Origin of the sequence: Burkholderia sp. ABCPW 14, assembly GCF_001523835.1 — a bacterium.
Lineage (GTDB): Bacteria > Pseudomonadota > Gammaproteobacteria > Burkholderiales > Burkholderiaceae > Burkholderia > Burkholderia mayonis.
Map to the genome: position 1 here is coordinate 1 of NZ_LOVS01000117.1, position 24,149 is coordinate 24,149.

The following is a 24,149-nucleotide window of genomic DNA, read 5'->3' on the forward strand; positions in this document are numbered from 1 at the left end:
TCGTCCATTGCCAGATAGCGGATCGTCGACCAGTCCGGCTCGGCCACACGCGCTCGCAAGCGCATCTTGTCGATCGATTTGACCGTGTGCCATCCCAGATCGTAGAAGGCTGCGACTGCCTGCACGCTGGCCGCTTGCAGCAGCTTCTCGCAGGCCTTGGCGAACCGCTCCGTCACCCGCTGGTAGCGGCCCAGCCACGCCAGCTTCTCCAGTCGCGGGCCGCCGCAGTGTTCGCACCAGACCCGACGGCGGCGGACATGCAGCACGACTCGGTACTCGAACAGCGGCAGATCGCGCACTCGCCGAACCGTCGTCTCGTGGATTTGCTGGCAGCGCGCTCCGCACTGTTCGCAGTGCATGACCTTGCTGACCGGCTTCAGATACAGCGACAGCGTACCGCCGCCTCCTTCCGGCCATTCCACCCGCTCCAACCGATAGCCGGTCCAGCCGCCCAGTGCCTGAAGTGCCTTGCGATCGTGCAATTCTTCCTCCTGACCTCTATAGAATCAGGCGTCAGGTTACGCAATCGCCATCAAACCCTCCACGGTTTACTGCGATGAACCTTTTTTTTGATACCGCCGACATTTATTCGCGCGGCGAAAGCGAGCGCATCCTCGGCCGTGCGCTATGCGACTTCGCGGTGCGAAACGACGTCGTGATCGCGACAAAGGCATTCTTTCCGACAAGCGACGCGCCCAACGCGCGGGGACTGTCGCGCAAGCATCTGTTTGCAGGCATCGATGCATCGCTCAAGCGTCTCGGTACCGACCACGTCGATCTCTTCGTGATTCATCGCTTCGATCCGGAAACGCCGATGGAAGAAACGCTGGATGCGCTCGACGCGATCGTGCGCAGCGGCAAGGCGCGCTATCTCGGCGCGTCGTCGATGCATGCATGGCAACTGATGAAGATGCTCGCGTATCAGCGGCATCACGGGTTGGCTCCGTTCGTCTCGATGCAGAGTCAATACAATCTCATTTGCCGCGGCGACGAATATGAAATGTTGCCGATGTGCATCGGCGAGGGCGTCGCGTATACGCCGTGGTCGCCGCTCGGCCGAGGGTTGCTGGCGGGGTCGCGCCGAACCGGCACGCTGCGCGCGGACACCGATCGGCAGATGGTCGACTGGTACGGCGGGCGAAGCGACGTGGCGGCGGCCGTCGCGGCGGTCGAACGGCTGGCAGGCGCACGCGGCGTGCCGCCTGCGCAGATCGCGCTCGCGTGGGTGCTGCGGCGTCCGGGCGTGACTGCGCCGATCGTCGGCTTGTCGAAGCCGCACCATGTATCCGACGCGCTCGCTGCGCTCGCGCTCGAACTGTCCGACGACGAGATCGCCATGCTGGACGGCACGACGCAGAACAGCCTCGACGTCGCGCAATAGTGAGCGTGGCGTGCGGGTTCGCGCGGCGCTCGTCTTGTCGCAAGTCCTTCCGCTCCGCGCGTACGAAGGAAACATCGGCGCGCGACGCCAGGATCGATCGCGAAGGAACTGGTGGGGCGTGGCCGTTTGGACGACCGATCCGTCAATGCGCTTGGCCTGCCGCCGAGTATCGCCGGCGGCGGCGAACAGCGCTCGCGTTTTCCACAACACCGTTCGATTCACGCTTCTCGCTTCGATGACGCTTGTTCCGCTTTGATCATTCGCGGCCGATCACCGGCGTGATCGACGCGATGCAGCAAAGCCGCAGCTTCATCCTGCTCGACGGCGGGAACGACGAGGTCGGCGCGTTCGGCGTGACGATCGTCGACGTGACGGACATCGGCATCGCGCAGGATGTGCTGCGCAATCGGGAGAAGCGGCTGACCGAAGCGCTCGCCGAGCTGACCGCGAGCCATGTGGAGCTGTCCGAGCTGAACCGCCAGCTCGCCGCCGGCATCGTGCTCGAGATCAACAATCCGGTGCAAGCCCGTGCGCATCGGCGCCTTCCGCGCGTATTGCATCGATCGAATCCGCCGTGATCACTTGTTCTCTCGGACACCGACTTGGTGAGCGACGCGCTGGCGAACCGGCTCCCCCGATCGGTATTGGCGATGCACGGTTTCCGTGGCGGGCGGCGCGCGCGGGCTCGCTGGCGGCAATCCCGGTGGCGGCCCGGTGTCCGCCAGGCTGAACGTCGGCATCGAAACGGGGCACTGGAAAGTCTTCAGCACGTTGCTGGTCAGCGGATTGGCGATGCTGCCGGCACTCGCGATGTCGAGCACGGCCTTGCGGCCGTCGAAGTCCAGTGCGACGCGCGAGCGCCCGGGCGTCGCCGTGTCGATCAGATGCCCCTTCTGCAACAGGCGCAGCAGCGCCCATGGGCCGTCCGTCGAGACCGTCGACGTGTCGGGCCGGATGCGCGGGCTCGCCGTGATCTCCACATGGACACCGCCGCGCGGTCCCGGCCAGCTCACCGTGAATGGGGCAACGGGACCGTGCTGATAGAGCGTCGTCTGTCCGTCGACATCGATCATCAGGCTCGTGATCGTCGGGTCCAGCTCGGGCGTCCGGATGTCGGCCTTCCAGGCGAGCTGCTTCTCGCCCGGATCGCCGAAAAAGATCTCGCGGATCGCCTTGGCATGCTGGAACGGCTCGAGATCGGGGCCCTGCACCGGTTCGGTCGCGCCGGGCAGCGTCTTGTAGCGCCACGGCCTCGTCGACGTATCGACGAACGGCGCGAGCGTCTTCGTGAAGAAATCGTCGATGACGCCGCCCCGCGCGAACACGCGCGTGAAATCGTCGATGCGGACGTCGCGCTTGCTGTCGGCCGCAAACGGATAGTTGCCCTCGATCGTGAGCCGGCAGATGTCGCCGACCATCGCCTCCATCTGCCGCGACAGCAGTTGGCCGATCCCCCGGTTCACCTCTCGCGAGCCCTGTGCCGAGAGCTCGAGCAGCACCGCACGAAAGGGCGCCGGCATCGTGTTCGCGGCCATCTTCAGTTTCGCCGCGGCGTCGCTTGCGGGCGGCATGCTGTTGTTGGAAAGGGCGTCGTCCGCCACGGTCAGTGCGGTGTAATAGTCGTTCAGCAGGTTCGCCACGCCGTCGAGGCCGGTCTTGATCGCCTGCGCGGCGGAGGGTTGTGTTTCCGTCCGCGCCTCCGCGCTGCCCGTCGCCATTTCGCGCAAGCCGGCGAAACGACTGTCGACCAGTTCGCGCTCGACGCGCTCCTCGGCGTGAATGCCGGGCGCCTTGTCCGCTGTCTGGCTCAGCGAGTCGGTTGCCTTTTGCAGGACGGAACGGTCCGCCGAGGCGATGGGCTGCGTGAGCGTCGTTTCGTGGACCGCCGCGCGCGCGAGCCGTGCGAGCGGCGAATCCGGCGCGGCGAAGCTTCGCAGGACCAGCAGGTTGAATGCGAGACTCGTGCCGGTCACCGTGCGGATGTCGCCGAGAAAGGCATCCCATTGCTGCGCGTATTCCATCAGGTATTGCCGGCGGATGGCTTCAGTCAGCGGATCGTCGATATCCGCCGCCGCACGCCCGATTGCAGCCGTTTTTTTTTGAGCCTCGCCCAGATAGGCGCGGCCCATGACCCACGCGTCGTCGTCGCGCGCGATCTGCACAAACTCGGGCAGACGCTTGTCGAACACGCGCCGATAGCCGTCGAACGTGAAGAGACCCGGCACGCCGCGCGAGAGCGGCGCGTCGCTCGCGCGTGCGAAGACCGTCCCGGCCTGCGGGCCGACGGCCTTGAGCAGCGTGAACTCGTCCGGCGCTTCTTTCTGCATCGCCGCCTTCGCGCGCTCGTAGAGCCGCTGGGTCGCGTTGCTGCCGTCGAGAAACGCACGCGCCTGCCGGATCAGCCCGTCGTTTCGGATCAGCGGGGACTGCACGGCGCGCTCGCCGGAGAAGAGCTGCTCGACGTGGGCGATCATCGATGCGCGACCGCCGAACACCGCCGCGCTGTCGGTCTTGGCCCAGTCGTCGAGCACCCATGCTTCGACCTGGGCGGCGTCGAACTTTGCCTTGTCGTACAGCATCAAGTAGACGCGCAGCGCATCGTAGGCGGTCTTCGGGTCCCGGCTGGCGATTGCCTGAGCGAGGACCGCTTCGATGCGCTTCACGATCTGCGGCAGCAGCAGGTTGTCCTCCAGCGCATCGTAGGTGCGATGGCTTTCGGCGACGATGTCGGGCGGTGTGTACAGGCCGAAGCGCCAGGCGCCGTCCGGGTCCGACAGGTCGAGACCCGGGTACGCGGGGAGGTGGCGCGCTTCGGTCAGCGCATCAGGCACGGCCTCGGGCTTGGGCGCCTTGTATAGCTGGCTGACCCGGGATGCGAGCGCCGCCGTCTTGTGCCCGATCGCGTCGAGATAATCGCCGTTGTTGCCCATGCTGACGCGCAGGCCGATTGCGAGCCACCCGAACAGCAGCAGCGCGAGCGCGTGGCCGATGAGACATAGCGTGCGGGAGCGGTATTCCCACCGCAGATTGGGGTGCACCAGATGCGCGTCCGGGAACACGATCTTCGTCAACAGATCGTGGAGGAAGAAGCTCTGGCCGCCTTCGTGCCGCGGCGCGAGCGCGGCCGTGGCCGGCACGCATCCGATGGCGGCCGCGAGACGCTGCATCACGGTGCGCGGTTCCGCCGCGATCTCACTGCCGGTTTGGGCGGCGCTCGTGAAATACACGCCGCGCAGCGTCGAGTGGCGCTGCGTGTCGTCATAGCGGGAATCGAGGAACACGCGGTTGATCAGTTCGCCGAGCGCGCGTGTCAGGACAAGGAACTCTTCGGCAAAGGCGGCGAGCCGGCGGCGTCTGAGCGTTTCGTGTTCCTCCAGCAGCCGCGCATTGACGCCGGCGGCGAGCCTCGCGGCCAGCGCGCCCAGTTCCTCGGTGCAGCGAGCGTGGATACCCTCGTATGCAATGGTTTCCTTGCCGTACGGGAGCGTGAAACCCCAGGTCTGGGCACGGCCTTCCGTCGTCAGCGAGCTGAAGTATTCGCTGAAGCCCGGCAACCGGTCCATCTTCGTGATCAGCAGATAGACGGGAAAGCGAATGCCCAGCTCCGTGCGCAGATCGGCGAGCCGTGCGCGCAATGCGGCGGCTTCAGCATTGCGCGCGTTCTCGTCGTCGCTCATCAGTTCGGCCACGTCGACGGTGAGCAGCGCGCCGTTGATCGGCGCGCGAGGACGGTGCTTGCGCAGCATGCGCAGAAAACCGAGCCACTCCGCCTGGTCGACGATCTGCCGCCACGTGCCTTGCTCGCCAGGCGGGAAGTCGGCACTTGCCGTGCTTGCCGAGGTCGCGGCGGCAGCGCGGCCTTCACCGGTTGCCGGTTCGTCCGAACGGCGGGCGTGGGGCTTGCCCGCGGATTCGGCTCCCTCCGGATGCCCGGACGAAGCCGGGGCGGGCGGTTGCGGCAACACATGCCGCGAGGTGCCGTGACGCGTGTAATGGCCCGCCGTGTCGATCAGGACCGCGTCGTTGGTCAGCCACCAATCCACGGACCCGCCCTGGTTCGCCAGCCTGGCCGTCGCCCGTTGCATCTGCGCGGCCAGCGGGAACGACAGCCCGGCGTTGAGCAGCGCGCTCGTCTTGCCCGATGCCCCTGAACCGAGCGTGATGAACCACGGCAGTTCGTACAGGTAGCGCTTGCCCTGGAAGAGGCGCCCGAGTCCGCGGGCGCCGGTGCGCATCGCCTTCAGCCGCGCGAGCGCGCCGGCGACCGCCGCATTGACCTTGGCCAGTTGGCCGGCTGCGGGCGACGCGTGCTTCTTGCTGCCGAACTCGATCAGGTTCTTGAGAAAGTCCGCGTCCGTGCGCATCTTCTGCAAGAGCCGGAACGCCAGGTGGATCAGAAATGCCGTGAGGACGACCGCGATCGCAATCACCCGCGCAGATTCCGGTACGAAGGGCGTTGCGTGTCCGAACGCAAGAAGCGGCGATGCATGCCAGATCAGCAGGCACAGCAGCGCCACGAACACGACGCTGGTCGACCAGTCCGCGAGCCACAGCAGCACGCCGGCCAGCAGCAGCGCGATCACGAGGATTCGCATGCCGGCGCCCGCGAGCGGCTTGAGGCCCCCGAACGCGACAAACGGGCCGACGAACCAGATCAGCAGCGCGACGAGCAGCAGCGCGACGAAGGAGAGGCACTGGCGCGACACCAGAAAGGACAGGAACTTGTTCATGTCGAGGTTCCGAATGATCCGGCGGGGAGTTAGTACGCAACCGTGATTTCGACGCGGCGGTTCAGCGCGCGGCCTTGCACGGTTCCGTTGTCGCCGATCGGACCCGAGTCGCCCTTGCCGATCGACTCCAGGCGGCTCGCCGGCACGCCGGCGCTCTGGAGCATCTGCATGACCTGAGTCGCGCGCTCCTCGGACAGCGCCTCGTTCGATGCGAACTGACGGCTTTTGATCGGCACGTTGTCGGTATAGCCCGTCACCGTCACCTTGCCCGGCACCTTGACGATCTCGCCCGCGATCTTCGCGATCAGCGGTCCCATCGCCGAATTCACGGCTGCCGCGCCCGGCGAGAACATCGCATCGCCGCGAAAGGTCACCGAGCCGTGGCCGCTGTCTTCGTCGACGCTGACCGTACCCGCGGCAATCTCGTTCCCGAGCAATGCCTTGAGACGCAGCGCGGGCGGAGCAGCGGGCGGCGTCATGCGGCCGATGTCGGCGATCCGCTGTTGCACGTCGGCGCTGCGGGTCGAGAGCACGTATTTGAAATAGCCGAACAGGCCGAGCAGGATCAGCGACAGCACGACGACCGTGATCCAGACGGGGAAGTCGTAGAACGAGACGCGCCCGCCCCTGGCGTCGGACTGCCAATGCGGCGAAAGGGCGACGGATACCGGGCCGCGTCGAGACGCGATCTCGTTGTGGAGCCGCTGGCGGACGGTCTCGTGCTTGCGCTGGCCGTCGGCTTCGTACCGGTAGCGGCCTTCGAAGCCGAGGCTCAGGAGCCGGTACACGACTTCGAGCAGATCGAGGTGTTCCTGCGGCGAGCTCATGAGTCGTCCGATCAGCAGATAGACCTTGTCGCCGCCCTGCCGGTCCTCGTGAAACGAGGTGGCGAGCCCTTCGCTGATCCAGGTGCCGAGGTTGCTTTCGCCCGACCTGGCCCACGAGGTTTGCATGGCCGCTTCGTCGAGCGCCGTGCAAAGGCAGTAGCGCGCGCCGAGCATGTGATCGCGGCGGATGTTCGCCTGATCGCAGAGCCGCTGAAACAGGCGCACTTCCTGTTCCAGCAGCAGGCGCAACGGCTGGATGCCTTCGCGATCGAGCTGGTCGGGCATGTCGGCCAACGCCCGCAGCAGAGGCCGGGCCGCTTCCAGCAGCGGGTTCGGCGCGGCCTTGATCGCGGCGAGGCGGGCAGCGGGCGACTCCGCAGCCGGGGGGCTCGCGGTGCCGCCGCGCTGCGCAAACGGCATCGCGGCGAGATCGATCGGTTCCGGTGCGGCCCTATCCGGACGATGCACGGCTTCTGAGGTCACTGGTATTCCCCGGTTCGTTTCATTCATCTAGGCGACCGGCGCACGCTGTCCGGTCGCGCCCCGCACATGCCGCTATCCCCGAATGCCCCACAGCTCCAGCTTCAGCGACGGAAATTCGCCCGCGACGTGCAGCGCGAGCCCGCCATGACGCGCGACTTCTTCCCACAACGGTCCGGTTCGCGTGAGTTCGTAATAGACGTAGCCCGCGTTGAACGGAATCTGCCGCGGCGGCACCGGCAGCGCCTGCAGCGCGATGCCGGACAGATGGCTGCGCACCAGGTCCGGGAGGCGCTCGGACGGCCCCACCTTCGCCTGCGCGGCAAACTGCTGCTGCAGGATGTCGGGCGGCATCTGCGCGTGCACCGCGAGTACGACCGCGGTGAAGCCCTGCATGTCGGCCGGGTCGACCACGGCATTGAGCATCCCGTGTCCCTGATCGATGAGCACGATGCTCTGCGCGCTGCGCACGAGCACGGCGTTGAGCAGCCGATGTGCGTCGTCGACGACGGGCTTCAGGCACAGGTGCGGCGCGACGTGCTGATACGGCGGATGCGTGTCGAGCGGCCGGCGCGTGCCGGTTCGCACATAGGTCGACAGCTCGCCCGCCATGCAGACGAGCAGCGCATACAGCTCGGCGGGCGAGGTGGTCGGCACCCGCTGCAGATGCTGCAGAAGCGGCTCGTAGCGGTTGAGCGTTTGCAGCAGCAGGTAGTCGGACACTTCGGCCGTCGAGCCGGCCTTGCCGTCCGCGCCCGTCAGGCGTTCGGCGAGTGCGTTCGCGCGCAGGTGCGTGAGGTCATGGATCTTCGCGAGCCAGCTCGCGAGCGTATCGCTCGCGCCGTAGCCGGCCACGGGCGGAATCAGCGTGTCGTCGAGTTCGATGCTGGCGTCGGCGCGGATCGTCTTCACGCGCGTCAGCGCAAGGCCGATCCACGCGTCCGTCAGCTCCTTCTCCGGAACCAGCCGCAGCCGCAGGTTCGATAGCTGAACGGTCTTCGGCCCTTGCCCGATCGAGTTCGTGTCGCGCAGGTCGGTATCGAACACGGCGTAGCGGGCGAGCGACTCGGCGGCATCGTCGAACGCGGTTTCCTCTCCGTTCGGCACGCGGATCGGCACCGCGAGATAGATCAACTGGTCCAGATGCTCGGGCCGGATCGTGAGCGGCGCGGGCGGGGGCGTGCTGCCCGGCGCGTCGAACGGCGTGCCGTCGGCGAATACGCCGCTGGCCGATTTGACGACTATCTTGCCGAGCGCCGGCGCCTCGGTATCGAGGCTGAAGTGGCTGAAACCGAAGAAAAACGGTGAGAGCGGCGCCGCGCGCTTGTGCGCATAGTGTTCGAGGTAGCGCTCCTGCTGCTGGAACAGTTGCGGGCGCATGAACAGTCCCTCGCTCCAGACGACCTTGTTATGCCAGCTCATGGTTTCATTCCGCCGTTCATGTCATTTTCCGGTTTCGGTGACCTTGATCGCATGGGTGTCCAGATCGATGGTCAGTTTCAGCTTCGGCGGCGAGAAGCGGTACCAGGCCGCATCCGGCGCGGGCGGCAGCCGGTAGACCGCGCGCCAGACCGCATTCGGCAAATCGCGGTAGGCCGCGACGATGCCGAGCGCGGTCGTCGCCGGATCGGCGTTGCGCCGGATCGTCCGGCGCTCGCCCGGGCGAAGCAGGAACCGCTCGCGCGTCACGAGATCGTCGGCAAGCACGGTCTTCTCCTGGTCCTGCAGCGTGAAGAAGTCGGCGGCGTCGAATGCGCCGTCGGTCTTCAGTTCATAGATGCTGACGACGATCGGCGCCGCTCGGTTTCGATCGTCCGGATTGACGGTAGGCGCGGCGTTCACGATCAGGTCGAGACGGATCGGTTCCTTCGGCTTGGGGGGGCCGTTCGCACACGCGGCGAACATCAGCGCGAACGCGACGACGGTAACGGAAGTGGGCGGGCGCATTCAGGTGCACGGTGCAGGAGGGATTCGATCGAAGGCGGGCGCTGCCCGGCGGGCGTCGTCGACGTTCGCCGGGCTCGCGACCCCGCCGCTCAAGCTTCCTTGTTGCCCTTGATGTCGAAGCTGGTCGTGACGGCGCCGCCGCTGCCGCCCTGCGCGTTCTGCACCACATACTCCTGCTTGACCTTCGCGAACGACAGCGATACCGTTTCGCGGCTGCGCTCCGCATCGGTCCTGCTGCCGGACGGCCGCACCCGCGTGACGATCACGTCGCTCATCGTGAGCTTCAGGTACTCGAGCGGATTGCCGCCGGCCTTGCGCATGACGAGCACGGCCTGGTCGACGTGCTTGCCGGTCAGCGCGTACTTCATCAGATTCGGGCTGGCGCGGTCGATCGCGTGTTCGAACGTGAGGTCCTTGACGCTCGCCTTGCCGGCGCCGCCGCCGCTGCCGGTGTGCATCGTGGAGGCCTGCTCGATTTCCCAGTCCCAGTTCAGGACTTCGATTTCGTCCTTGTGACTGTCGTCGAGCGATTCGCCGTTGATGCCGTCGATCTTCAAAAAAATATCCTGAGCCATGTCGTTGCTCTCTCATGTGGATGACAAAACAGCCGGTCTCGCGGGGCGCCGCGCGCGGTAAAGCCGCGATTCCGGCCAGTCGGGGACGCCGGCCTGCAGTGGTTCAGGCGGCTTCCTTGATCGACGGCAGCTTCGCAACCAGCCGCAGCGACACGGTCAGGCCTTCGAGCTGGAAGTGCGGCCGCAGGAAGAATTTCGCCTTGTAGTAGCCGGGGTTGCCTTCCGCCTCCTCGACGACCACCTCGGCGGCCGCGAGCGGTCGGCGGGCCTTCGTGTCCTGCGACGAGTTCGCCGGGTCCGCATCGACGTAGTTCATGATCCATTCGTTCAGCCAGCGCTGCATGTCCTCACGCTCCTTGAACGCGCCGACCTTGTCGCGCACGATGCACTTCAGGTAGTGCGCGAAGCGCGAGCACGCGAAGAGATAGGGCAGGCGCGCCGACAGGTTGGCGTTGGCGGTTGCGTCGGAATCGTCGTATTCGGCCGGCTTGTGCAGCGACTGCGCGCCGATGAAGGTCGCGTGGCCGGTGTTCTTGCGGTGAACGAGCGGGATGAAGCCGTTCTTCGAGAGCTCGGCCTCGCGACGGTCGGAAATCGCGATCTCGGTCGGGCATTTCATGTCGACGCCGCCGTCGTCGGTCGGGAACGTGTGGCACGGCAGGTTCTCGACCGTGCCGCCGGACTCGACGCCGCGAATCAGCGAGCACCAGCCGTACTGCCTGAACGACCGGTTGATGTTCACGCCCATCGCATAGGCGGCGTTCGTCCACGCGTAGCGGCGGTGATCGGCGCCGTTCGTGTCTTCCTCGAAATCGAACTCGTCGACCGGATTGGTCTGCACGCCGTATGGCAGGCGCGACAGGAAGCGCGGCATCGCGAGGCCGATGTAGCGTGCATCGTCCGTGTTGCGCAGCGAATTCCAGGACGCGTATTCGAGGTTCTGCGTGAAGATTTTCGTGAGATCGCGCGGGTTCGCGAGTTCCTGCCACGATTCCATCTGCAGCACCGACGGCGACGCGCCGGAAACGAACGGCGTGTGCGCGGACGCGGCCACCTTCGCGATCGAGCCGAGCAGGTCGACGTCCGGCGGCGTATGGTCGAAGTAGTAGTCGGCCATCAGGCAGCCGTACGGCTCGCCGCCGAGCTGGCCGTATTCCTCTTCGTAGATCTGCTTGAAGAGCGGGCTCTGGTCCCACGCCAGGCCCTTGTAGCGCCGCATCGTGCGGCGCAGCTCTTCCTTCGAGATGTCCATGAAGCGGATCTTCAGGCGCTCGTCGGTTTCGGTGTTCGACACCATGTGGTGCAATCCGCGCCACGCCGATTCGATCTTCTGAAAATCCTCGTGATGGAGGATCAGATTGATCTGCTCGGAGAGCTTGTGATCGATCTGCGCGATGATGGCGGCGATGCTCTTGTAGGCGTCGTCGCTGATCTTCGCGGACTGCTGCAGCGCCTGTTCGGCGAGCGTGCGGACTGCGTACTCGACGGCTTCGCGGGCCTGTTCGGTCTTCGGCTTGAACTCGTGCGTGAGTAGGCGCGCGAAGTCCGATGCCGGTTGCACTTCGGCGACGGGCGTCTGCGTTTGCGGTTTTTTCATGATTCGTTCCTCGGGGTTAGCCTGTTCGACCGATCAGATTGCGTCGTCCTCGCGACCCGCGGCATCCCCGGTGTCCGGTTCGCTCGTGAGCTGGGGTTTCGGTGCGGACGCGAGCGACTGGAGCAGCGCCTGGTCCTGCAGCAACTGGTTCACGAGCGCTTCGGCGCCCGACTTGCCGTCCATGTAGGTCTGCAGGTTCGCGAGCTGCGTGCGCGCCTCGAGCAGTTGCCGCAGCGGTTCGACCTTGCGCGCGATCGCGGCCGGCGAGAAGTCCTCGATGCTCTCGAAGGTCATGTCGACCATCAGTTGCCCGTCGTCCGTCAGCGTGTTCTGGACGGCAAACGCGGCGCGTGGCTTGATGGCCTTCATGCGCTCGTCGAAGTTGTCGATGTCGATATCGAGAAAGCGCCGGTCGGCCACGGCCGGCAGCGGCGTCACCGGCTTGCCGGACAGATCGGCGAGCACGCCCATGACGAACGGCAGTTCGACCTTCTTTTCCGAGCCGTAGACTTCGACGTCGTACTCGATCTGCACGCGTGGCGCGCGATTGCGCGCGATGAATTTTTGAGAGCTGCTGGATGCGGACATGCGTGACTCCATGGACGAGGGAAGGGATAGCAGGGTTAGTTCGCCTGCTCGACGAAAAGCGGCGCCGCCGGGGACGTGGCCGGGGATGTGGCGCGCTCCGCGTAACCGGGGCGGAAGGCGAGTGCCTCCAGCGCCGGCGCGGCCGGGTCCGCCACGCCGACGTCGATGCGCGCAAGCGCTTCTTTCGATCCGAACGCGTCGAGCCATAGCGCGCAGAGGCGCGGCAGCACGTGCTGCTCGATGAAGCCGATCAGCAGCCGGGCGCCGGTTTCCTGCACGAGGCACCGCCCGACGATGTAGTCGACGACCGCGTCGTCATACGCAAGGGCGATCCGATGGTTGTCGGCCATGCGCGTGACGACGCGATCCAGATGCAGGCGCACGATGCGCGAGAGCGCGCCTTGTTCGAGCGGTCGGTACGGCACGACGGTGACGCGCCCCAGAAACGCGGCGGGAAAGACCTTCAGCAGTTCGGGCATGAGTGCGTCGCGAAGGCCGGCGGCGTCCGGCGTGAGCGACGCGTCGGCGCACAGGCTCGCGCTCAGTTCCGAGCCGACGTTGCTCGTGAGCAGGATCGTCGTGTTGCGGAAATCGATGTAGCGGCCGTCGCCGTCTTCCATGTAGCCCTTGTCGAACACCTGGAAGAACATTTCGTGCACGTCGCGATGCCCTTTCTCGATCTCGTCGAGCAGCACGACCGAGTAGGGGCGGCGCCGCACCGCCTCGGTCAGCACGCCGCCCTCGCCATAGCCGACGTAGCCGGGCGGCGCGCCTTTCAGGCCGGATACGGTGTGGGCCTCCTGATACTCGCTCATGTTGATCGTGATCAGGTTCTGTTCGCCGCCGTACAGCGCTTCGGCAAGGGCGAGCGCGGTTTCGGTCTTGCCCACGCCCGACGGCCCTGCCAGCAGAAACACGCCGAGCGGTTTTTTCGGATCGATCAGGCCCGCGCGCGCGGTCTGCACGCGCTCGCCGATCTGGCGCAGCGCATCGGGCTGGCCGATCACGCGTGCTTCGAGGGTGGCGGGCAGCGTTCGCACGGCGGTGACTTCGTCGGTCACCATCCGGCCGACCGGAATGCCGGTCCAGTCGGCGACGATTTCCGCGACGATCGCCTCGTTGACTTCCGGGAACACGAGCGGCGTGTCGCCTTGCGACGCGGCGAGCACACGCTCGAGTTCGCGCAATGCCGGGGGGGACGTGGCGTCCGGCGTTTCTGTCGCCGGCTCCGGATCGCCGGCCAGCGCCGCTTCGCGCGCGGCGAGCAACGCCTGCGCCGCGTCGACTTGCGCTTTCCAGCGCGCGTCGACGGCCGCTTCCTCGGCCGATAGCGCCGCGATGCGCTCGCGGGCGGCCGCGACGGACTGGTCGGCCGCGAGGCCGATGCGCGCCTCCTGCCGGAGCAGATCGAGTTCGGTGCGCGCCGCTTGCAGACGCTGGCGGACGTCCTGCAGTTCGCGCGGCGCGGCATGCTGCGAGAGCGCCACGCGCGCGCAGGCGGTGTCGAGCAGGCTGATCGCCTTGTCCGGCAACTGGCGCGACGGGATATAGCGATGCGAGAGCTTCACCGCGGCGCGGATCGCTTCGTCGCGCACCGCGACACCGTGATGCCGCGAGAACATCTGCGCGAGGCCGCGCACCATATGGACCGCCGCCGGCTCCTCCGGCTCCGGCACTTGCAGCACCTGAAACCGGCGGGTCAGCGCGGGGTCCTTCTCGATGTGCCGTTTGTACTCGGACCACGTGGTCGCGCCGATCGTGCGGATCGTGCCGCGCGCGAGCGCGGGTTTGAGCAGGTTCGCCGCGTCTGCGGTGCCGGCCTGGCCGCCGGCGCCGATCAGCGTGTGGACCTCGTCGACGAACAGGATGACCGGCGCGGCGGATTTCGCGGCGGCTTCGAGCACGCCTTTTAGGCGCGCCTCGAATTCGCCCTTCATGCTCGCGCCGGCGAGCAGTGCGCCGACATCGAGGCTCATCAGCCGTACCTCGGCGAGCTTCGGCGGCACGTCGCCGGTTGCGATCGCCCGCGCCAGGCCTTCCACGACGGCTGTCTTGCCTACGCCCGCTTCGCCCGTGAGCAGGGGATTGTTCTGACGGCGCCGCAGCAGGACGTCGATCATCGTGCGGATTTCCTGCTCCCGGCCGACGACAGGGTCGATGCCGCCGTCGCGCGCGCGGGCGGTCAGGTCCGTGCAGTACTGCTCGAGGGGCGAGCCCTTCGATGCCGGAGGCATCGGATTGGATACCTTGCCGGGCGTAGCGGCGGAGAAATCGCTGTTGTCGTAGGGCGCGTCGGCGGCTTCCGGGGAACCGTCGATCCACGCGGGCAGCGCGTCATCGATTCCGTCCGGAGCAATCCTGCCGAACGCCGGAGAAATGGACAGCAGCACGCGGCGCAGGTCCGGCGTATGCACGAGCGCTGCCACGAGCCACGCGCCGCGGATGCGGCGGTCGTCGAAGCGCAGCGTCGCCAGCACCCATGCGCGCTCGATCGCCGATTCGATGTGATGCGAAAAATCGCTGATCGAACTCGCGCCGACGGGTAGCGCGGCGAGTGCGCGCGCCATGTCGCGATCCAGTGTGTCGCGATCGATTCCGGCGCACCTGACGATGCGATGGAGGTCCGAGTCGGCCTGCTGCAGCAACGGGTGCAACCAGTGGACCAGCTCGACATACGGGTTGCCGCGCAGCTTGCAAAAAGCCGTAGCCGACTCGATTCCCCTGAAGAGTGTGCCCCCGAGCTTGCCAAACAGCGCCTGACGCGAAATCGTCATGGACAGATCCTTTCCTTTGCTTGCCTTGTCATTTTTTTATTGCAGAAGGGTGCAAGTCGTTTCGCATGTTATCTAAATGTTTTGTATGCGTTATGTGAAAATTGTTTGATTGCATTGAATCGACTGACCTTGATCGAATTATTTTTGTGGGGTCGATCGTCCGTCAACTACCATAAATCGGTAACCAGTTTTGAGAAGCGAAACGGTAGCTCATTATGGAAGACGAATGGAAAATGTTAAAAATTGCAAACTCGATCCGATTGGTTATGGACAGCGGCGATCGTCCCGGCGCACACTGCTTTTACGCTTGCGTCGGACAGTGCGTGGCTCGTGGTGAAAACGGAACTGCGGCCATTGTTTTTTTGAGATGGAATTGATTAATTGGCCGAAGGCTTGCGTGCGGCATATCTGGTTTGCGAAAATCGGTTGACGTATTAAATCCGTTTCGACGGATGGCTCAGAGAAAATGGATGCCAGCGCCGCTTTTTTTAGTTAAGCCTTGCAATTAATCGGGTTCCCTATGCGCACTTTCAAACTGTTTCGCCGCAGCAAGCCGGATATGAAGTATGCCGAAGCGACGCCGCGGCGCGCCGACGCTTCGCCCGCGGCTGCCTGCGACGCGGACGCGCCGGTCATGGAAACGCTGCTGACCGGCTCGCCGGAAGCGGGCATGCGTGACGCGATGCGCGACGGCAACGCGGTGTTCGGCCTCATCGGCACGGCGATCTCGGCGGAAACGTTCGCTCGCCGGCAGGGTGAACACGCAACGGATGGTGCGATGGCGTCCGGCAGTCCGATCCAGGCGCGGGATCTGATGCATTCGCTGTACGAGCAGTACTGCGGAGCGCTTGAAGATCCGCAGGCGTCGCTCGCGAGTGACTGGCCGGCCCAAATGGCGATCGTGCGCAGGCCGCCGCCCGATCAGCCGGGCGACCGGCGCAAGGGGAGTGAGGCAGCCGAGGAGGCGGACTCGATCGACGCACTCGTGTCCGGCTCGTCCGTCTTCGACGACGTCTTCGGCTTGCTCAGGCCGGGCGATACGCCCGACCCGGCCGCGATGGAGCCGATTCCGGAGGTCCTGCGGCTTTTTGCGCCGGCCGAATATCACGCAGCGATGGCGCGCCGGCCGGGTAGCCTGCCGCCCGCGCTTGCCCGGCGGGAACACCAGACGCTCGCCATCGATAGTCCGCTGTCGGCGTCGGGCTCGACGTCGAGCCACGACGCGTCATGACGATGCCGATTCCCTCCGATTCGTTCTCCGCTGCCGGGGCCGGTCCGTCGCGCGATCCGCCGCTCGAGGCGAGGCTGGCGAGCATGGAGACGACAGTCCGGGCGCAGCCTGCGGTCGCGGAACACCGCTGGTCGCTCTTTCAGCTGCTTTGCGCGACGGGGCAATGGGAGCGCGCGGTTCAGCAGTTGCAGGTCCATGCGCGGCTCGTTGCACAGGAGGCGCAGGCAGCCCAGGCGTACCGCGATCTGATTCGCGCCGAGCGCTGGCGCGCCAGCGTGGTGGCCGGACAGGCGCGGCCCGGATTCGTGTTCGACGCGCCGCAGTGGGCCGGCGATTTGCTGGAGGCGCTGCGCCTCGCGTCGATCGGCAGGCTCGACGAGGCCGACCGCGTGCGGGAGCGTGCACTCGATCAGGCGCCACTCGTCGCGGCGCGCATCCCGCACGCGCTGTTCGACTGGATCGCCGATAGCGATTCGCGGTTCGGACCGGTTTGCGAGATCGTGACCGCCGGGCATTATCGCTGGCTGCCGTTTTCGGACATTTCCGCGTGGCACGTCGCGCGTCCGGCCAAGCTGCTCGATCTCGTATGGGCGCCCTGCGCGCTGAAGCTCGTCGACGGCAGCCTGATGCGGGGTTTCATGCCGGCGCGCTATCCGAGTTCGGAAGGCGGGCGAACGGGCGTCGGGCCAAGCGCGCGCCAGGAAATCGACGCGCTGCGCCTGGGCCGCAGGACGGTATGGCGCGAGGTCGGCCGTACCGGCGTGATCGCGCTTGGCCGGAAGACCTGGTCGACGAGCGCGGGCGACTTCGGCCTGTTCGAACTGGACACCTGCGAGTTCGGCGAGGGAGCGCTCGCGACCGACGCAATCGGCCAGGCAACGCATGAACCGGCACGCGAGGGGGACACCGATGGGCATGAATAAGAAGGGCGTGCCGGTGGCGGACAAGCGCAGCGACAGGCGCACGGACGACGACGGCATGGCGACGCCGCGCCGCGCGAACACGCATCTGCTGCCCACGCTGCTCGACCGCCTGCGCGACGATGCGCCCCAGCGCCAGACGGAGGCGCCCGGCGAATACGCAGTCACGCGCATGCAGATGCGCGGCATCGTCCAGCGGGACCTTGCGTTTCTGCTCAACACGATGAGCATCGAGGAGCACATCGACCGGGAACGATATCCGGAGGCGGCGGCGTCGACCGTCAACTTCGGCATGCCGCCGCTCGCCGGCGCGTTCATGGCCTCACGCAAGTGGGCCGAGATCGAGCGGATCATCCGTCGGGTGATTCGCGACTTCGAGCCGAGACTGATCGCGGAAACGCTCGTCGTCGCGCCATCGAAGGACACCGAGGCCGGTGAACGCGCCAACGTGCTGTCGTTCGAGGTGCGAGGGATGATCCGCATGGACCCCTATCCGCTCGAATTCATGGTCCAGAGCTCGCTCGATCTGGAAACGAGCCAGGTGAACATCACCGGCATGCGCGCGAGCTGACGCGCGGGCCGGCAAACGGGAATGCACAGTGGACCCGCGACTGCTCGACTACTACAACCAGGAACTGATCTACATGCGCGAGCTTGCCGCCGAGTTCGCGCAGGCACACCCGAAGATCGCGCGGCGCCTCGGCATGCAGGCGGGCGAAGTGGCCGACCCGTACGTCGAACGGCTGATCGAGTCGTTCTGCTTCATGGCCGCGCGCATGCAGATCAAGCTCGACGCGGAGTTCCCGCGCTTCACGGGCCGGCTGCTGGAAGTGCTGTATCCGAACTACGTGGCGCCCACGCCGTCGATGGCGGTCGCGCGCCTTTATCCGAGCCGCACGGAAGGCAATCTCGCGGACGGGTTCCGCATCGCGCGCGGCACCGCCTTCACCGCGCGCGTGCCGGCCGGCGAGAAGACCGCCTGCCAGTTCCGCAGCGGCCAGGATGTGACGCTGTATCCGCTGGAGATCGCCGAGGCGCGGCTGACGGGCATTCCGCCCGACATCCCCGCGCTCGACCGCTATGTGCCGGCCAGCACGCAGGTGCGCGGCGCGCTGCGCCTGCGGCTGCGCACGACCGGCAACGCCTGCATGGCCGATCTGAAGGGGCTCGACCGCTTGCCGCTGTATCTGGCGGGCGACGACCAGGTCGCCTCGCATCTCTTCGAACTGCTGCACGCCGCCGGCGTCGCGACGATCACGGGGGCGCCCGGTGAATTCGCCACGCCCGGCCAGCCGCTCTCGGCCGTCACGGTCAATGCGGTCGTCCACGAAGGGCTCGGCGCCGACCAGAGCCTGCTGCCGCTCACATGGTCGAAGTTCCACGGGCACAACCTGCTGCATGAATACTTCGCGTGTCCAGGGCGGTTCTACTTCTTCGCTTTGACCGGACTCGAGGCCGGATTGCGCCGCGTGACCGGCCGGGAGGTCGAGATCGTCGTGCTGCTCGACCAGTCGACGGAGCGGCTCGCGAACGTCGTCGATGCATCGCGCTTCGCGCTGTTCTGCACGCCGGTGATCAACCTGTTTCCGCGCCACACGGACCGGATCGAACTGTCGTCGGGGCAGACGGAATTCCGTCTGGTGCCGGCTCGCCTGGCGCCGCTCGACTACGAGGTGTTTTCGGTGGAGGCGATGTACGGGCAGGTCGCGGCCACCTCCGCCGAACTCGAGTTCCGGCCGCTTTATCAGACGCTGAACAACGACGAGCACAATCATGGCCGATATTTCTCGACACGGCGCGAGCGCAGGCTCGTGTCGGAATCGGCGCGCCGCTACGGCACGCGTACGCCCTATGTCGGCACGGAGATGTTCGTGTCGATCGTCGACCAGAACGAGGCGCCCTATGGCGAGGACATTCGCTACCTGTCGGTCGATGCGCTGGTGACGAACCGCGATCTGCCGAGCCTCGTGCCGCGCGACGGCGTGCGCGACCTGATGGTGGCCGAATCCGCGCCGCTCGAAAGCGTCGGACTGATCCGCGCACCGAGCGTGCCGAAGGCGCCGTATGCGGAGCGCGAGATGGCCTGGCGGCTGATTCGCCAGTTGAACTTCAATTACCTGCCGCTCGACGAGCTCGATCACCGTGCCGGCGGCCAGGGATTGCGCGATCTGCTGCGGCTGTTCCTGACGGGCGACGAGGCCGACAACCGGCGGCAGATCGAAAGTCTCGTCGGCGTGAAGACGCGGCCGGTGACGCGCAAGCTGCCGGGTGCGGGCCCGCTCGTCTTCGGGCGCGGTGTCGAATGCTCGCTGACCGTCGACGAGCCGGGGTTTTCCGGGGTGAGCCCGTACCTGTTCGGCGTGGTGCTCGAACACTACCTGGCGCGGCATGTATCGATCAACGTCTTCACGCAGACCGAGCTGCATTCGATACAGCGCGGCCGCATCGCGCGCTGGCCGGTGCGCATGGGCGCGCGGGGGGGAGCCTGATGGCGCACGTCATGCTCGAGACCGTCGTGCGCGATACGGCGCTTTCGTCGCAGTTGCTCGAGCGCCTGCGGGCCGAACCGTGGCGCTACAGTTTTCTGACGCTCTTGCGGCGCATCGGCGCGGACCCCCGCATCGATCCGGTCGGCACTGCCAGGCGCCCGCAGGCGGAGCCGTTTCGACTCGGACAGCAGCCGAGCCTCGCCTTCGCGCCACGCGAAATCGCGAGCGTCGGCGAGGCGGGCGGGCGGGTCAAGGTGCGCCTGTTCGGTCTGGGCATGCTGGGGCCGAACGGGCCGCTGCCCATCCATGTGACGGAGATCGCGCGCGATCGCGAGGAGAGTCGGCGCGACGCGACGCTCGGCCATTTCCTCGACATTTTCCATCATCGCTATCTGACGCTGCTGTACCGCGCATGGGCGTCGGCGCAGGCGGCCGCGGGTCTCGACAGGCCGGGCGACGAACGGTTTTCCTTCTATATCGCGAGTCTCACCGGTCAGGACACCGGCGAGATCGGCCGCCGTCCGCTGCCCGCGCATGCGCGTCTGTCGGCGTCGCCGCATCTGGTGCGCGAGGCCCGCAACCCGGATGGCCTGCGGATGACGCTCGCGCGGTACTTCGGCGTGCCGGTGACGATCGAGGAAAACGTGTTTCACTGGATTCAGGTGGACCCGCTCGAGCACAGCTATCTCGGCAAGCCGGGCGCTTCGTCGATCATGGCCGAAGGTGCGATGCTCGGCGAACTGGTGCCGGACCGGCAGCACAAATTCCGCATCGTCGTCGGGCCGCTCGATATCGACGCCTACCTGCGCTTCACGCCCCAGGGCGAAGACTTGCCGCGGCTCGTCGAATGGGTGAGGGCATTTGTCGGCTACGAGTTCGAATGGGAGCTGGAGCTGCGCATCAAACCGAACGGTGCGCCGCCGGCGGTGATGGGCGGGCCGCAACAGCTCGGCTGGTCGGGGTGGCTGGGCCGCTCGCCTTCGGGGGAGCCCGTCACGGGCATGCGTTTCGAACCCGAGCGGTATGCGGACCGATTCGTTCGTGATGCCGACCGATCCGCCCGGTCACCTGGCGTATGAGGAGAGCCGATGAGCGACAACAAGAAACATGCCGGCAAGCCTGCGTCCGCCCGGACGCCCAAGACTCACGACTGGATGGCGCCAGTCGATCCGGCCGCTCCGTGCGGGGCGGATCTTGAATACGATCCCGAATTCGTCGTGCTGTCGGCGAAGGCCGCTCCGCGGGCGGAAGCCCAGTATGGCGACTTCGTCGGATCGCCGGAGCCCGTGAACTGGAGCGACGTCGATCGCGACTGCCGGCGGCTGATGATGCGCAGCAAGGACATGCGTCTCGCGGTTCTGTTCACCCGGTGCCGCACCCGGCTCGCCGGTGCGACGGGACTCGCGGAAGGCGCCGGCCTGCTTGCCGCATGGCTCGCCGCGTTTCCGGACGCGATTCACCCGCAGCCCGACGTCGACGCGGACCGCGATGCGGCGCTGGAGATCCGGAAGAATGCGCTGCAGGCGCTGACCGACGCCGACGGCCTGCTGGCGGACGTGCGGGAGATCGCATTGACCCGGTCGACCGCGATTCGCCTGCAGGTGCGCGACGTGGAGCGTGCGTTTGCGCAGCCGCGCCCGGGCGACGCGCTTGCGCCGGAGTCGGTCGTGCGCCAGCTCGACGAACTGCAAGCGCAGCAGCCGGCCATCCTCGCGGGCTTCGACGAAGCGCTCGCGAGCGTCGGCGCGATCGACGCATGGAGTCGCGAGCATCTCGGCGAATATGCGCCCGACTTGTCGGCGCTCGCAGCGCTGCTTCGGCATGTCGCGGGTCGGAGCGTGCGCTCGGGCGGCGCGGTCCCGGCGGCCGCGCCCGCCGCCGCCGCCCCCGCCGCCGCGCTGTCGACGCGCAAGGAGGGGCGCACGCAAGCGGACGAATCGCCGCCGGCGCTTGGCGGAGGCGCTGCGGCACGGGTTGCCGGCTCGATCGGACACGGTGCGATCGCGATGCCGGCCGATCGTCACGCCGCACGCGAGTTGATCCGGCAGGCGCGCGAGTGGTTCGAGCAGCATGAGCCGAGCAGCCCGATTCCGGTGCTGCTCAGGCGTGCCGAGTATTTCGTGGGAAAACGTTATGCGCAAGTGGTGCAGGCGATCCCGGTCGAGCTGCTTGCGCAGTGGGGCGGCGACGAGTCCTGATCGCGCATGCGCGCGACGGACGCAGGACAAGGCGATTCACCGATCGATAGCGTTTCCGGAGGAGTTCAGTCATGCCGAATTTTCCCGCCGCCCGTACCGTCATGGTGAGCGGCCCCGCATTGCCGGTGTCGCCCGTCGGCGAGCCAGCGCTTCAACTGAGTGCCGTCCACGGCAATGAGACGTTATCGGAGATCTACGCGTACACGCTGGACTGCTTGACGCCGCCGGACCTGACGCTGCCGGACGAACAGGCCGCGAACCTCGACCTGAAGGCGATGATCGGCAAGGAGCTGACCGTGACCGTCCAGCTCGAGGGAATGGGCGCGTTCGTGCCCGGCATGCCGGGGCTGTCCGGCGCGGCCAATATCGGCGAAGGCAAGCGCGAGATCAGCGGCATCGTGACCGGCGCGAGCTTCGAAGGCCAGTTGAACCGGCAGTGCCGATACCGGCTCACGATGCAGCCGTGGATCTATCTGGTCGACCAGCGCTCGGACTATCGGATTTTCCAGAACAGGACCGTGGAAGAGATCGTCGACGAAGTGCTGAACGCATACTCGTACTCGTACGACAAGCGGCTGAGCGGCCGGTATCCGAAGATGGCCTACCAGGTGCAGTACGGGGAGACGGATTTCGCATTCATCCAGCGGCTGATGCAGGAGCATGGCATCTACTGGTTCTTCGAGCACTCGAACAAGGTGCACCGGATGGTGCTCGTGGATCATCTGGGCGCGCACAAGCCGGTGGAGAGCGCCGCGTATCGCACGCTGCGGTACTACCCGCCCGGACACAAGATCGATATGGAATATATCGACGCGTTCAATACGGCGGAGCGCATCCGGCCCGGCCGCTGGACCACGAGCGATTTCGATTTCGAGCAGCCGAAGGCGCGCCTCGGCGTCGAGAACGCGCTGCCGCAAGACACGGCGCACAACGGACTCGAACGATACGAATGGCCGGGCGACTACACGGACCCGGCGCTCGGCGAGCACTTTGCCCGGGTGCGGATGGAGGAAGTGCGCGCGCAAGGCGAGCGCGCGTCGGGCGGCGGCAATGTGCGCGACGTCGTGTGCGGCACGACGTTTACGCTGGAGGGCCATCCGCACGCCGGCGCGAACCGGGAGTACCTCGTGCTCGGCGCGTCGTTCACGGCCACGGAAACGCAGGGGGCGGCGGGCCAGGGCGAATACCGGATCAGCACGTCGTTTGCCGTGCAGCCCGCCACCACGGTGTTCCGGCCACCGCGCACGGTGCGCAGGCCGCGCACGCGCGGGCCGCAGACGGCGGTCGTGACCGGTCCGCCCGGGCAGGAAATCTGGACCGATCAGTACGGTCGGGTCAAGCTGAAGTTTCATTGGGACCGCTCACCCGTTCGCGATCACAATGCGTCGTGCTGGGTACGGGTGTCGTATGCATGGGCGGGGAACAGCTACGGGGGCATCAACATTCCGCGGGTGGGTTCGGAAGTGATCGTCGATTTCGAGAACGGCGATCCGGACCGGCCCATCGTGACCGGGCAAGTGTACAACGCGTTGCACATGCCGCCGTGGGCGCTGCCGGACAATGCGACGCAAAGCGGGATGTTGAGTCGCACGCCGGCCGGCGGCGGCGAGAACGCCAGCATGCTGCGCTTCGAGGACAAGGCCGGTGAGGAGCAGGTCAAGCTGCATGCGCAGCGCAATTACGACGTGTCGGTGGAGCGGGACTCGACGATTGCCGTCGGGCGCAAGCACCTGACGCTGGTGGGGCTGGATTTGCCGCCGGTGCCGTCCACCCGGTCGCCGCTGGATCGACTGATCGAGGTGCTGCGACTGGGCGGCGCGCCACGTCCCGCTTCTCCGGCGCAACAGCCGGCGGCCCAGCAACAGCAGCGGCAGCAACAGCAGCAGCAACAGCAGCAGCAACAGCAGCAGCAACAGCAACCCTATCAACAACTGAAACGACAGCGTCAGATGCAACCCGCCGGCGCGATTCAGGCGCTTGCCGCGAACGTGACGAAGGCGCTGCAGGACATCGTGGCCGTGCTCACCAGCCCGTCCGCAACCGCATCGGTGAGTGCGGTGCAAGGCGCGTCCACGGCCGTGGTGTTCGGAGACTCGACAGGCGTGAACGTCGGGCACACCGTGACGGTCACCAGCGGAAACGCCAGTACGCAAGTCAATGGAACGAAAGTGACGCAAACACCGAACAACGTCTCGTTGTTCGGTACGAATACGACTCTCAGCGGATTCAGCACCGGTCTCACCGGGTCGAATGTCGACACGAAAGGACTGAGTGTTGCGACGACTGGCGCGAGTATCGCGACGACTGGACTGAGCGTCAGCAGCACGGGGATCGCGGCCAGCAAAAAAACGCAGGACGTGGAAATCATCACTGGAATCAAAATAACTTTTTGAGCGAAGCCGCTTCCAGCAT

General features: G+C 66.4%; 17 protein-coding genes and 1 pseudogene. 9 read left to right on the plus strand and 9 right to left on the minus strand.

All coding sequences use genetic code 11. The features are described from left to right. A partial coding sequence (locus WS62_RS18505) for a helix-turn-helix domain-containing protein (protein ID WP_197422864.1) occupies nt 1-482 on the minus strand: 482 nt, incomplete at its 3' end. A gap of 74 nt (nt 483-556) precedes the next feature. On the opposite strand from WS62_RS18505, the gene WS62_RS18510 reads away from it, so the two are divergent. Together WS62_RS18510 and WS62_RS18515 are read left to right on the plus strand one after the other, a co-directional pair. After that, nucleotides 557-1,381 carry an aldo/keto reductase gene (locus tag WS62_RS18510; RefSeq protein WP_082721077.1) on the plus strand — a complete coding sequence of 275 codons (825 nt, stop codon included), beginning with the start codon at nt 557-559 and terminating at the stop codon, nt 1,379-1,381. 242 nt (nt 1,382-1,623) lie between these two features. Further along, nucleotides 1,624-1,902 (plus strand): annotated as a pseudogene (locus tag WS62_RS18515) (hypothetical protein); the annotation flags it as partial. Nucleotides 1,903-1,959: 57 nt separating this feature from the next. Here WS62_RS18515 and tssM read toward each other — a convergent pair. The 8 genes from tssM to tssH form a co-directional block, all read right to left on the minus strand. Then, complete coding sequence (tssM, locus tag WS62_RS18520) at nt 1,960-6,111, minus strand: type VI secretion system membrane subunit TssM (protein WP_066573627.1); 4,152 nt, start codon at nt 6,109-6,111, stop codon at nt 1,960-1,962. Between the two features lie 29 nt (nt 6,112-6,140). Next, nucleotides 6,141-7,406: a type VI secretion system protein TssL, long form gene (gene tssL / locus WS62_RS18525; RefSeq protein ID WP_066573629.1), complete on the minus strand. Its 1,266-nt coding sequence runs from the start codon at nt 7,404-7,406 to the stop codon at nt 6,141-6,143. An 87-nt stretch (nt 7,407-7,493) separates the two neighbouring features. After that, a complete protein-coding gene (gene tssK, locus WS62_RS18530; RefSeq protein ID WP_066573633.1) occupies nt 7,494-8,840 on the minus strand; it encodes a type VI secretion system baseplate subunit TssK in 1,347 nt (448 codons plus the stop codon). A 21-nt stretch (nt 8,841-8,861) separates the two neighbouring features. Beyond that, a complete protein-coding gene (gene tssJ / locus WS62_RS18535; RefSeq protein ID WP_066573635.1) occupies nt 8,862-9,365 on the minus strand; it encodes a type VI secretion system lipoprotein TssJ in 504 nt (167 codons plus the stop codon). Nucleotides 9,366-9,454: 89 nt separating this feature from the next. Next, nucleotides 9,455-9,940 (minus strand): Hcp family type VI secretion system effector, encoded by a 486-nt coding sequence (locus tag WS62_RS18540; protein WP_066483964.1) that lies wholly within the window; start codon nt 9,938-9,940, stop codon nt 9,455-9,457. Between the two features lie 103 nt (nt 9,941-10,043). Further along, nucleotides 10,044-11,537: a type VI secretion system contractile sheath large subunit gene (tssC, locus tag WS62_RS18545; protein ID WP_066573637.1), complete on the minus strand. Its 1,494-nt coding sequence runs from the start codon at nt 11,535-11,537 to the stop codon at nt 10,044-10,046. A 33-nt stretch (nt 11,538-11,570) separates the two neighbouring features. Then, complete coding sequence (gene tssB / locus WS62_RS18550) at nt 11,571-12,125, minus strand: type VI secretion system contractile sheath small subunit (RefSeq protein ID WP_066573639.1); 555 nt, start codon at nt 12,123-12,125, stop codon at nt 11,571-11,573. A 35-nt stretch (nt 12,126-12,160) separates the two neighbouring features. After that, the gene (gene tssH, locus WS62_RS18555; protein ID WP_066573642.1) at nt 12,161-14,899 is read right to left on the minus strand and encodes a type VI secretion system ATPase TssH; all 2,739 of its coding nucleotides are present in this window, start codon (nt 14,897-14,899) and stop codon (nt 12,161-12,163) included. Nucleotides 14,900-15,419: 520 nt separating this feature from the next. Here tssH and WS62_RS18560 point away from each other — a divergent pair. The 7 genes from WS62_RS18560 to WS62_RS18590 all read left to right on the plus strand — a co-directional run bounded on the left by WS62_RS18560 (nt 15,420) and on the right by WS62_RS18590 (nt 24,130). Continuing rightward, nucleotides 15,420-16,130: a TagK domain-containing protein gene (locus WS62_RS18560; RefSeq protein ID WP_066573644.1), complete on the plus strand. Its 711-nt coding sequence runs from the start codon at nt 15,420-15,422 to the stop codon at nt 16,128-16,130. Beyond that, nucleotides 16,127-17,053, plus strand: a complete 927-nt coding sequence (locus tag WS62_RS18565) for a type VI secretion system accessory protein TagJ (RefSeq protein WP_066573646.1) — start codon at nt 16,127-16,129, stop codon at nt 17,051-17,053. Before WS62_RS18560 ends, WS62_RS18565 begins: the two co-directional genes overlap by 4 nt. Then, nucleotides 17,046-17,621 (plus strand): type VI secretion system baseplate subunit TssE, encoded by a 576-nt coding sequence (gene tssE, locus WS62_RS18570; RefSeq protein WP_066573835.1) that lies wholly within the window; start codon nt 17,046-17,048, stop codon nt 17,619-17,621. Before WS62_RS18565 ends, tssE begins: the two co-directional genes overlap by 8 nt. Before the next feature lie 28 nt (nt 17,622-17,649). Further along, nucleotides 17,650-19,539 carry a type VI secretion system baseplate subunit TssF gene (gene tssF / locus WS62_RS18575; protein WP_066573649.1) on the plus strand — a complete coding sequence of 630 codons (1,890 nt, stop codon included), beginning with the start codon at nt 17,650-17,652 and terminating at the stop codon, nt 19,537-19,539. Continuing rightward, nucleotides 19,539-20,618: a type VI secretion system baseplate subunit TssG gene (gene tssG, locus WS62_RS18580; protein WP_066573652.1), complete on the plus strand. Its 1,080-nt coding sequence runs from the start codon at nt 19,539-19,541 to the stop codon at nt 20,616-20,618. Before tssF ends, tssG begins: the two co-directional genes overlap by 1 nt. Nucleotides 20,619-20,693: 75 nt before the next feature. After that, nucleotides 20,694-21,737: an ImpA family type VI secretion system protein gene (locus WS62_RS18585; RefSeq protein ID WP_442855091.1), complete on the plus strand. Its 1,044-nt coding sequence runs from the start codon at nt 20,694-20,696 to the stop codon at nt 21,735-21,737. 71 nt (nt 21,738-21,808) lie between these two features. Then, nucleotides 21,809-24,130 (plus strand): type VI secretion system Vgr family protein, encoded by a 2,322-nt coding sequence (locus WS62_RS18590; protein WP_066573664.1) that lies wholly within the window; start codon nt 21,809-21,811, stop codon nt 24,128-24,130. Nucleotides 24,131-24,149 lie beyond the last annotated feature (19 nt).

Bases quoted from the DNA above. Each gene is read 5' to 3' on its own strand.
- tssM (WP_066573627.1), bottom strand. From the start codon at position 6,111: ATGAACAAGTTCCTGTCCTTTCTGGTGTCGCGCCAGTGCCTCTCCTTC.
- WS62_RS18560 (WP_066573644.1), top strand. From the start codon at position 15,420: ATGCGCACTTTCAAACTGTTTCGCCGCAGCAAGCCGGATATGAAGTAT.
- tssG (WP_066573652.1), top strand. From the start codon at position 19,539: ATGGCGCACGTCATGCTCGAGACCGTCGTGCGCGATACGGCGCTTTCG.
- WS62_RS18540 (WP_066483964.1), bottom strand. From the start codon at position 9,940: ATGGCTCAGGATATTTTTTTGAAGATCGACGGCATCAACGGCGAATCG.
- tssH (WP_066573642.1), bottom strand. From the start codon at position 14,899: ATGACGATTTCGCGTCAGGCGCTGTTTGGCAAGCTCGGGGGCACACTC.
- tssJ (WP_066573635.1), bottom strand. From the start codon at position 9,365: ATGCGCCCGCCCACTTCCGTTACCGTCGTCGCGTTCGCGCTGATGTTC.
- tssE (WP_066573835.1), top strand. From the start codon at position 17,046: ATGAATAAGAAGGGCGTGCCGGTGGCGGACAAGCGCAGCGACAGGCGC.
- WS62_RS18590 (WP_066573664.1), top strand. From the start codon at position 21,809: ATGCCGAATTTTCCCGCCGCCCGTACCGTCATGGTGAGCGGCCCCGCA.
- WS62_RS18510 (WP_082721077.1), top strand. From the start codon at position 557: ATGAACCTTTTTTTTGATACCGCCGACATTTATTCGCGCGGCGAAAGC.
- WS62_RS18565 (WP_066573646.1), top strand. From the start codon at position 16,127: ATGACGATGCCGATTCCCTCCGATTCGTTCTCCGCTGCCGGGGCCGGT.
- tssC (WP_066573637.1), bottom strand. From the start codon at position 11,537: ATGAAAAAACCGCAAACGCAGACGCCCGTCGCCGAAGTGCAACCGGCA.
- tssB (WP_066573639.1), bottom strand. From the start codon at position 12,125: ATGTCCGCATCCAGCAGCTCTCAAAAATTCATCGCGCGCAATCGCGCG.
- WS62_RS18585 (WP_442855091.1), top strand. From the start codon at position 20,694: ATGGCGCCAGTCGATCCGGCCGCTCCGTGCGGGGCGGATCTTGAATAC.
- tssK (WP_066573633.1), bottom strand. From the start codon at position 8,840: ATGAGCTGGCATAACAAGGTCGTCTGGAGCGAGGGACTGTTCATGCGC.